General features: G+C 57.4%; 7 protein-coding genes and 1 rRNA gene. 1 reads left to right on the top strand and 7 read right to left on the bottom strand.

Annotated elements, in window-relative coordinates; translation table 11 throughout:
* Positions 1 to 80: 80 nt before the first annotated feature.
* Positions 81 to 196: ribosomal RNA gene (gene rrf, locus ALO80_RS22860) — 5S ribosomal RNA — on the top strand.
* A 116-nt stretch (positions 197 to 312) separates the two neighbouring features.
* Here the strand turns inward: rrf and ALO80_RS22855 are convergent.
* From ALO80_RS22855 to ALO80_RS22825, 7 genes are all read right to left on the bottom strand, one after another.
* On the bottom strand, positions 313 to 789 hold the full coding sequence (locus ALO80_RS22855) for an SRPBCC family protein (RefSeq protein WP_055010647.1): 477 nt from the start codon (positions 787 to 789) through the stop codon (positions 313 to 315).
* Between the two features lie 33 nt (positions 790 to 822).
* Positions 823 to 4,269 (bottom strand): non-ribosomal peptide synthetase, encoded by a 3,447-nt coding sequence (locus tag ALO80_RS22850; RefSeq protein WP_055010646.1) that lies wholly within the window; start codon positions 4,267 to 4,269, stop codon positions 823 to 825.
* Positions 4,266 to 5,213 carry a diiron oxygenase gene (locus ALO80_RS22845; protein WP_054985026.1) on the bottom strand — a complete coding sequence of 316 codons (948 nt, stop codon included), beginning with the start codon at positions 5,211 to 5,213 and terminating at the stop codon, positions 4,266 to 4,268. The genes ALO80_RS22850 and ALO80_RS22845 overlap by 4 nt, the downstream gene beginning before the upstream one ends.
* A gap of 41 nt (positions 5,214 to 5,254) precedes the next feature.
* Positions 5,255 to 6,031 (bottom strand): DUF3050 domain-containing protein, encoded by a 777-nt coding sequence (locus ALO80_RS22840; protein WP_055010645.1) that lies wholly within the window; start codon positions 6,029 to 6,031, stop codon positions 5,255 to 5,257.
* A gap of 803 nt (positions 6,032 to 6,834) precedes the next feature.
* Entirely contained in the window at positions 6,835 to 7,572 is a 738-nt protein-coding gene (locus ALO80_RS22835) for a GntR family transcriptional regulator (protein ID WP_054985028.1), read from the bottom strand.
* A gap of 317 nt (positions 7,573 to 7,889) precedes the next feature.
* Positions 7,890 to 8,897: an aldo/keto reductase gene (locus tag ALO80_RS22830; RefSeq protein ID WP_055005704.1), complete on the bottom strand. Its 1,008-nt coding sequence runs from the start codon at positions 8,895 to 8,897 to the stop codon at positions 7,890 to 7,892.
* A 20-nt stretch (positions 8,898 to 8,917) separates the two neighbouring features.
* The gene (locus ALO80_RS22825) at positions 8,918 to 9,607 is read right to left on the bottom strand and encodes an HAD-IA family hydrolase (RefSeq protein ID WP_055010644.1); all 690 of its coding nucleotides are present in this window, start codon (positions 9,605 to 9,607) and stop codon (positions 8,918 to 8,920) included.
* Positions 9,608 to 9,714: the final 107 nt, after the last annotated feature.

The following is a 9,714-nucleotide window of genomic DNA, read 5'->3' as shown; positions in this document are numbered from 1 at the left end:
CGCGTTGAGGGTTTTTGTTTAAGTAGAAGTCACCAAAATTCGCTGGAACGTTACCTGCTAACGGATCGGCAACAGAATTTCTTGACGACCATAGAGCATTGGAACCACCTGATCCCATCCCGAACTCAGCAGTGAAACGATGTATCGCCGATGGTAGTGTGGGGTTTCCCCATGTGAGAGTAGGTCATCGTCAAGATTGAATTCCGAAACCCCTCATCGCTTACGCGATGAGGGGTTTTGTCGTTGTGGGCTAACAAATAAAAAGCCCGCTCAGGCATTCGCTCCGAACGGGCTGCTGCGATGGAAGATGAATCAGCCGAACAGGCTACGCACGTTATTCATCGCGCCGTCAGCAAACCCCTGAAGAAACTCCTCAAAGTCATCCCCTTCAGGCCCTCCCGGAACAGGGTCGGCAATAATGGTCCAGCTGGCCATACACGTATCCTCACCGCCAGGCTCTACAATCATTGCCGCCCATAGGTTGCTTACCGGCAAACTGGTGTGAATCAGTGACCAGGTCATATACAGCGCTTGATCATCCCGAGAGTTCAACTGTTCGATGGCCACGTTGCCATCCTTGAAGAGCTTCTTGCGAACTGAACCCGGCCCACTGCCGGTGACTTCGGTACTTTCCAACGCCGGTATAAACGCCTGGAAACCACCGAAATTCCCTGCGACAGCCCACACGCTAGCGGCATCACCAGGGACTTGCACGGTCGAAACCACTCGGCACGATACTGGGTTCTTTATAAGTGTGTCAGGCTTCAGATAGCTGTGAAATGTGCTCATGTCTTTCTCCAGTTACATCAGTAAGGTATTGGCTCAGATAAAGCCGATTTCTTTCAGGTAATCGCAGCCCTTGCGCAGCAACGCCGGGCTTTTCTGTGGGTATTGCTCGCCCATACGGCGGATGCCGGTCAGGGTGTTCTGGTACTCGATCATCGATATGTCGCCGATGTCTTCCTCGAATCCGTCGAGATAGAAACCCAGCACCCCAAACAAGGCGTTATGGCTGTCGACACGGCTGAGTTGGGCTTGCCATTGCTCCACGCTCACCAGTTCGAACTGGCGGCCTGCCTCGCGGAAGGCTTCCACGTAGTTGCTCCAGCTCAAGGGCTCGGGGTTATGCAGGTTGAACACAGCGTGATCTGGCTGATAACGGCTGGCATGGAAGCCGATAAAGCGCGCTAGAAAGTCCACCGGCATCAGGTCGAAGTTGATTGAAAACTCCGGCACCTGACCCAATTGCAAAGAGCCTTTGAGCATCAGCATCAGGCGATTTTTTTGTGGCTGGCAGACGCCGGTGAGGCTGTTGAACGCGATATTGCCGGGGCGATAAATGTTCACCCAGACACCCTGGTCCCGGGCACATTGCAGAACGCGCTCCGCCACCCACTTGGAAAGGTTGTAGCCATTCTTGATATAGATCGGCGCAGTAGCCGCAGCGGGTTGTTCGAGCACGTTGCCTGCGGCATCGATAGCGCTGCAGGCCGACAGGGTCGAAACGAAGTTGAAGACCTTTTTACTGCGCCCCTCACACAACTTCAGGCATTCAAAGACGGGAGCAACATTGTCTGTAACAAGGGTTTCATAGTCCTGAACATGATTCACATTGGCCGCGTTATGCACCAGCGCACCGAACTCGCTGTCCAGCCGTTCGTACACCGCTTCGCCGAGACCCAGCCTGGGCTTCGTCACGTCGGCGGGATAGACCGTCACGCGGCTCAGATCCAGATGATCCAGACGGTTTTCCCGCAGTGCATATTCGAAACGTTGCTGCGCGCTTTGTCCCGGAGTTTCACGAACCAGGCAGGCGATCTCTGTCGCCCCCCAGTTCAGCAGCGCCTCAACGATGTGTACACCGAGAAAACCATTGGCACCGGTAACAATCACCTTATGAACGTCGCCCAGCCTGCTGACCGGCAGTGTCGACAGTTGAATGTCGGGGTTTGCATCCCGCGCTGCCTGAGCGCTGATGGTGCCGGCCGAGGTGCCTGTGCTGTCGATCAGGCCAGCCAGTGTCAGTACGGTAGGCGCTTCGATAAAACGGTTGATCGGGATGCTGCGCCCAAACCGTTCACGAACCCCCAGCAACAGGCGCGACAGCAGGATCGAATGACCGCCAAGATTGAAAAAGCTTTCGTCAGTCGAGATGTCTTCCGCAGGCAGCTCCAACAGTTCGGCCCATAGCACCAGCAGTGCTTGCTCGATCTCGCTCTGGGGCAGACGACACGTGCGCTGCCCGCTGAAGCTCAGCGGTATTTCCAGAAGCGCCTTGCGATCGACCTTGCCATTACTGGCAAACGGCATATCGAGCAACTTCGTATAGACAGCAGGATGCATGTAGTCAGGCAGCAGGCCTTGCACATGGACCCTTAATGCCTGTTCGTCATGCTCCAGACAAGGTTGGGCGAGAAACGCCAGAATTCGCCGCTGCCTGTCGATCACTACGGCGACCTGTCGATACAGCCCGCTGTCGCGCAGGCAATGCTCGATCTCTTCCGGCTCAACGCGAAAGCCGCGAATCTTCACCTGATTATCACGGCGCCCGCTCAATACGATGCCGTCAGCCGTCCACCTGGCGATATCTCCGGTGCGATAGGCCCGCAGTGGCTGCCCGTCCGGTTTGATCAGCCACACATAGCGCTCGGCGGTAAGTTCGGGATTGTTGACATAGCCCAGGCAAACGCCAGGACCTGCGATGTACAGCTCACCCTGCGTGTGCTCCGCCACCGGCTGCAAGTGCTCATCGAGAATCCAGGCCTGGCTGTTGGCAATCGGTCTTCCCAGGTGCCGATTGCTGCTGGAAGGTCCGAACTCGCAGGCCGTGACCAGCACCGTGGCTTCGGTAGGACCATACAGGTTGTGGAAGTGGCATTTTCCGGCGAGCTGCGCAATCACGTGCGGCTCGCAGACATCTCCGCCGGTCGTTATATGCTCAAGCCCCAGCGGCTGATCCAGCGGCAGAATACTCAGCAGTGCCGGTGGCAGAAACGCGTGGGTGATGCCTTGTTGCAGCACGCCGACCAGTTGCAATGGATCACGCCGCTGGTCCTCATCGGGCACCACCAGCTCGGCACCACTGAGCCAGGTGGGGAAGATGTCGATGATCGACGAATCAAAACTCAGCGTAGAGAATTGCAGCACCCGGCTGTGTTCGCTCAGGTTTACATACTCGGCGTACCAGGCCGTGAAGTGGCTTAGGTTGCGTTGGCTGAGCAGTACACCTTTTGGTTGCCCGGTAGTGCCCGACGTATAAAGCGCCATGCAGGGCGCATCAGGATCGGTGCTGACGCCTATCCGCGGTGAACCCACATCTTCCAGGCGCACGGCAGCGATATCCAGCGCTGGAAACTCTGCAGCGGCCAGCGGGTGCAAGCCATCGTGAAGCAACAGCATCGCCCCGGAGTTTTCCAGAATGTACTGTTGACGCTGCACAGGCTGGCCTGGATCAAGCGGCAGATAAATCGCGCCGCAGCGCAGAATCGCCAGAATGCCCGCATACAGCTCGGGTGACTTGTGCAGGCAAATGCCGATCACGGGCGGGGTGTCAGCTTTTGCCTGCGCCAGCAGCGGCAGCAGCAGACGTTGAATGGCGATGCTGTGCGCGTGCAGTGATCTATAGCTGAGCGTCTGGTTGCGAACCGACAGTGCCGGGCGTTCGGCAAACTTCAGCAGTGCCTGCTCCAGCCGGTCAGTGATCGGCGTTTCAGCCAGTGTCAGCAGATGCGATTGTTCCGTTTGATTGAGGTGGTGCTCGAAGAGCAAGTGATCAACCGCCTGCAAGCCATTCAGTCGGTCGCTATAGGCGTGGGTTATGGCAGGCAGACTGTTGAAATACTCATCGTCTCTGGACAACCGACTGACCTGCAACGCCGCCAGATCCACCATGCCTGCGACAGCAAGATCCCGCAGTACGCGGCCGTTGCCTGATGCCTCGGCCGTCAGCCATTCATGAGCAATCAAGCGTCGAGCGTCGGCCGTGCCGTGCCAGCACAGCAGCTCCAGGCGAGGCAGTCCGTGTTCCAGCGCCGTGCTGAAGCCGACCCGCAGGCTCAGATCTGTGCGCTGGTCAGACGGCTCAAGCCGTACCTCGCCCAAATCCAGGCTGCCGTCGTCGATCAAGACGCACGGGTCAGGCACCGTCAACATCTGCAGCGCCTTTTGCTCATTCAGGTGTCGTACGCCATGCCCGTGAGCTTGCAGCTCGGCATTCAGTTCACTCAGGGTCAGGCTGTGACCGATGAGTACAATCTCCAGGCGCTTCATTGCAGCGTTCCTTGCGCCGGCAGGTAGTCCGCCAGTGCACGTTGCACACAGGGATCGTCCAGCATCGAGCTGCTCTTGAAGAAGCGCACGATATTGGCGACCAATGGGTGGTGGCGGTTGACGGGAAAGCTCACGGCCCTGGTCTCGTCCTTGAGCGCCTGCTTGACGGCATCCGGCACCTGCAAGTGCTCGATCAGGGTGAAATCGAAGCCGTTCTGGATGTCGTTGGTCAAATACTGAGCGATGAATACCGGCATGATCCGGGCGATGGACTCCCGATCCTGATCGGTCGCGGTGTGCCAGTAAATTCGTACCAGCCGCGCCCAGAATCCCGAGTGACGTCCCTCGTCCAGCAAATGGTCAGCCATCAGTCCCTTCACCGATTGCTTGACCGAGTCGTCCCTGGCGAACGCCGCTACGTCATTGGTGACGGTGTTCTCCGCGATCGCCACGCAGATCAGTTCGACCGCGCTGCGCAGATGCTCGGGAGCCAGTGCCAGCGCGGCGGGTATGGCTCGGCTGAGTTCGATTTCGTCAGGCAGCCGGATAGGCTCGATGCCGGTCAGAGCGATGGTCTGTTGCATGAAATCCATCGCCACCAGCGCGTGATAGTCCTCGTCGACCACCACTGTCATGGCGTCATAGCGGCAGGCAAACGGGAAGCGAATCGTGAAGTTGTCCTTGGCGATACTGCGCGCGGTCTTGTCGACGATCTCGGTTTCAAAGATCACCACATCGTTGATGAACTTGTAGAGGCTTTGGACCAACGCGTAGTTGCGTAAATGCGCGCATTCGCGGGTAAACGTATCGCTGAGCACCAGCGGCTGACGGCTGACCGGGTAGATCAGTTTTTCATCGTTCTCGACGATCCTGCGTGGGCGAGTGCGAATGGTTGCGCGACCTTCCCACGCATCGATGAACGACATGTAGTCTTCTGCTTTCATGATGGCTTCCTTGTAAAGGCTTCAGGATGTTGCGAACGGGTCTACGCACTGGCCTGCATCAGCGGCGTTCGCATACTCATGCGCAGCGTGTCCCACAGCCGAATTCTGCTTTCCACTGCGGCGATGGCCGCCTGATAAACCTCTCGCTCGCGCTGCGTGTCGCCAGCAACGAGGCGGGCCAGCAGCTGCTCGGCCGCCGGGCCGTGGTCCTCGGAGTCCACTTCGATGTGGCGCTCCAGGTAGTAGCGAAAGGTGGGTGCCTGGTCGACGGTTATGCCCCAGTCATCGAGGATGTTCTGGAACATCAGCGGGATAACGCTCTCTCGACCATGCAGGAAGGCGGCGGCAACGCTGTGTGCCGGTGCATGAAGGGCGGTGTCGAGGGTGTGGGTCACAAATGCCGAAGCGGCCTGGCCTGCGTTGACCCTTTGCAGCGCGGTCGTGTAATGCAGGCCCTGATTCTGCAGTTCGATGAAACGCTCGATCTGTAATGTGCTTGCGCCTATCTCGCGCATGGCATCCAGGTACAGTTCGAAATGGCTGTAATGACCGGTGTCCAATCGGTCATCGGACTCTTCCCCCAGCACGATTTCATTGATCAGCCGGGCAGCGGAAGCATCCTTGGGTGGCAGCCACGGTAATTGCGTGCAGGTCAGTTCCTGTTGCAGGCGTTTGGTCAGGGACATGAAATCCCAGACGGCAAATACATGGGTTTCCATAAAACGTCGCAGGACGTCCAGTGTGGTGATTTCTGCAAAGATCGGGTGACGGCCAAGTTCAGCTTTCTTGTGTTCAAGCAACGTTTTCTCACAATGCATGATGATGATGTCCTTGTGCTCAGGATAGTGATAAGTAGTCGTGCAGTTATTCACGTTATAAGTTGCCGTCAGTGCAGAATGAACGTTATGAAGTACCTGACGGCGGGGCGAGCAAGCGCCTGAGCGTGGCGACGCTCATTCGTCACGCACACGTCGGTTATTTCAATTAAACAGCCGGTCGCCGTTTTGTTTTTTCCGACAGCAGCCCTTGTAAGGACAGTGTCGAGCCAGGCTTGCGGTCAATGACACAGACGGCGAAGAAAACTTAAAACAAATTTAATACGGTACGCAATCATTTTTTTATAATATTAAAGTTGCTGTTTTGCGGGTGCGTAAGTTGTCATGTAAAACATGAGGAATATGTTTTACAGGGGCGCAGGCAACCCGTCCGACTGATTAAGTCAGAATAATTAATAATGAGCGAATGCCTCGCTCGGCGTTGCCGTTCTGCTGAACAATCAGACTGCTGGACTTTTAATGGGCGAAGTTGGAAATGACTTCCAATGTCTGTGTGCCCCGTTCAACAACTCCTTATCCATTGAGTTCAGATGAACAGAGAACTGCCCCCCGATCCCGCGCGGGCAGTTCAGCCGCAGCCAGGGAACACCCTCCGGCAGGTTTCCTCAGGCCACGGCCGAGTTTGCCTTATTCCAGTGTCAGGCCAACCGGCAGAATCAGGAAAACAGCGATAAAAACATCACGCCAGGGGAAAGCCTGACGGTGTTCCAGGCAGATAGGCGGGGAGCACGAGCGGCCAATCTGCAGGCGTTGTGATCGCCCTGCGGATAAGCCGCCTCAATGATTCAGGCGGGGTTTTTCTTTGTTGCGCGGGGTTGTTTCGCGTCGCTGGTTTTCTTGCTGTTCAGATATTGAGTGACGGCCTGAACACCGCGATTGAGGTGGTACTGCAGCGCTTCGACACACGGCTCGACCGCTTTCTGTTCGGCAAGCCGCAGCAGCTGCCAGTGGTCATCCTGAGACAGCTTGCCCAGCCCCATGGCCGACAGGTTGAAACGCAAGAAGCGCTCCTCTTCGTTCAGGCCTTCTTCAACGAGGCGCATCAGGCGCTTGTTATGGGTCTTTGCATACAGCGACAAATGGAACATGCGATTGAGTCTACCGATCTGGCCGAAGTCCGTCTCGACTTCAAGCTGCTCGATATAGCCCGCCGCCGCCGCCAGATCGTCCGCGTCCAGCAACGGGATGGACAGACGCAACGCCTCGGACTCCAACAAGATCCGCAAGGCATAAGCGTCCACCGCGTCCTCGGTTATCAACGGCGCGACGACTGCGCCCTTGTGTGTTTCGACACGCAACAGCGACTGTGCCTCGAGCTGGCGCAGTGCTTCGCGCACAGGCATCCGGCTGACGCCGAACAGGGTTGCCAACTCCTGTTGGCGCAAGGCTGTGCCACTCGGAAGGCTGCCATCGATAATGGCATTTCGCAGTTTTTCTTCAATTACGGTTCTGGCAAGGTGCGCCGGAGGCTGCTCATTGCCCAGTACGGCGCCCAGAAAGGCTTCTCTATCTGATTTGCGCATCGGCCTACTTCTTCATCAACCTGGCTGGACAAGGTCCAATTAAATCGCTGGATTGCCGACAGACTAGCCAAGACTTGCCAGTAAGTCGCGAAAATAGAAGCATCGTGATGTGTTGCAGCGTGCACCGGATTACGTACCAGCCCCGCGAGCTCCAGTAAATACCCGCCTATCTTAGCGCTCATCGGCTCGGCTTACCGGTCGAGCATTCATAGATAACAGGAATTTCACGTTATGCTTTTATGACGTGACGCTCTGAAACGGGCGTTTCAGAGCGCGTCAAAACAGCGTTCGCGGCATAAGGCCGCAGGCAGATCGCCTCAGCGAATCAGGCGGCCTGACACGAAGTGCTGAACGTCATTGAAACCGGGCGTCGACGCGTGCCCGGGCGTCACCAGAGAGTCGATGAATGTTTCGTCCTCAGCGGTGATATCGACCTCCAGCGCCTTGGTGTAGCCGTCCCACTGCTGCTCGGTCCGCGGGCCAACGATTGCCGACGTCACGGCCCGATTGTTGAGCACCCAGGCAATGGCGAATTCGACAATGCCGACCCCCTTGTCCTGCACGTACTCCTGAATTCGCTGTGCGATACGCAGTGATTCCACGCGCCATTCGGTTTCCAGCAGCCGCTTGTCCTGACGCCCTGCACGGCTTTCACTGTCGGGGGCGATGTCTGGCGCGTATTTACCGCTGAGCACCCCACGTGCGAGCGGGCTGAAGGGCACCACGCCCAGACCGTGATACGCCGCTGCCGTGATCTGCTCGACCTCGGCCTGACGGTTGACGATGTTGTACAGCGGCTGGCTGATGACCGGCTTGTCCACGCCCAGGCGCTGCGCGACGTTGACGATTTCGGCAATACGCCAGCCGCGGAAGTTAGACACGCCCCAGTAGCGGATCTTGCCCTGCCGGATCAGGTCGCCAATGGCCGAGACCGTTACTTCCAGCGGCGTGTCCTGATCTTCCTTGTGCAGGTAATAGATATCCACATAGTCGGTGTCCAGGCGTCGCAGGCTGTTCTCGATGGCATTGAAGAGGTGCTTGCGATTCAGGCCGGCCCGGTTGGGCACGCCATCGACGGGTCCGATGGCAACTTTGGTGGCCAACACCCAGTCACTGCGTTGTGCGGCGATGGCGCGACCGACGATTTCTTCCGAGCGGCCGGCGTTGTAGACATCCGCCGTGTCGATGAAATTGATGCCCTGATCCCTGGCCTTGTCGATAATACGCAGGGACTCTTCGGCACCCGTCTGTTCGCCGAACATCATTGAGCCGAGTGTCAGTGTGGAAACCTTGAGGCCGGACTGGCCGAGGGTTCGATAATTCATGCTCAACATCTCCATGTCATTCAGACGAGTTCAGGCAACCCCCACGCCTTGAGCGGGAAGTCGGCCAGCGAGGCAAGCAGCAGGTCCGCATGCTCGTACTGCTCGACCGGCATGTGTGAGTCCGGCACAGCCACCGCGTACATGCCTGCAGCCTTGGCGGCTGTCACACCGAACGGCGAGTCTTCGAAGACCAGGCAATCACTCGGTGATACGCCAAGACGGCGAGCAGCGACCAGAAAGATATCCGGTGCCGGTTTGGCTGCGCCGACTTCCGGGTCATCGGCCGTCACGACGGTATCGAACAGCTCGAACCATGCGCGGTGCAGGGTCGTCTTGGCTTCGAAGTAATGCACTGAAGAGCTGGTGCCCACGGCGATGGGAATATTGTGGGCGGCCAGATGGCGGACCAGCGCCTCGGCTCCGGGCATTGCAGGCGCTTTGGGAAAACGCTCGTCGAGCATGGGCTCACGAATTTCGAGAAACTCGTCTATCGACATCGGCAGTTCAAGCGCCTTGATCACGTAATCCGAGAAGTCCCGGGCGCCGCGGCCAATGGTGTGCTGTTTGATGGACCAGTCGAAGGTGCGACCGTGGCGGCTGGCAATCAAGTGGGTGACCTCGGTGTAAACCCCCTCGGTGTCCAGCAACAGGCCATCCATGTCGAAAATAACGGCCTTTATCGGGCCTCGTTGGTTGTGCTGTTCGCTCATGTGATCACGTCCCGTTCTCAAATTCGTTCCAGCCTAACGTTTCCTTGAATACCGTGGCTACCCTGTGTTTCTGATAATCTTTCGCGGTTTTCAAGCTGTGCTGCCGG

Origin of the sequence: Pseudomonas caricapapayae (assembly GCF_001400735.1) — a bacterium.
GTDB lineage: Bacteria > Pseudomonadota > Gammaproteobacteria > Pseudomonadales > Pseudomonadaceae > Aquipseudomonas > Aquipseudomonas caricapapayae.
This window is presented reverse-complemented; position numbering and strand designations above follow the sequence as displayed.

Coding starts and splice junctions, on each gene's coding strand:
- ALO80_RS22825 (WP_055010644.1), bottom strand. CDS start 9,607: ATGAGCGAACAGCACAACCAACGAGGCCCGATAAAGGCCGTTATTTTC.
- ALO80_RS22840 (WP_055010645.1), bottom strand. CDS start 6,031: ATGCATTGTGAGAAAACGTTGCTTGAACACAAGAAAGCTGAACTTGGC.
- ALO80_RS22830 (WP_055005704.1), bottom strand. CDS start 8,897: ATGAATTATCGAACCCTCGGCCAGTCCGGCCTCAAGGTTTCCACACTG.
- ALO80_RS22845 (WP_054985026.1), bottom strand. CDS start 5,213: ATGAAAGCAGAAGACTACATGTCGTTCATCGATGCGTGGGAAGGTCGC.
- ALO80_RS22855 (WP_055010647.1), bottom strand. CDS start 789: ATGAGCACATTTCACAGCTATCTGAAGCCTGACACACTTATAAAGAAC.
- ALO80_RS22835 (WP_054985028.1), bottom strand. CDS start 7,572: ATGCGCAAATCAGATAGAGAAGCCTTTCTGGGCGCCGTACTGGGCAAT.
- ALO80_RS22850 (WP_055010646.1), bottom strand. CDS start 4,269: ATGAAGCGCCTGGAGATTGTACTCATCGGTCACAGCCTGACCCTGAGT.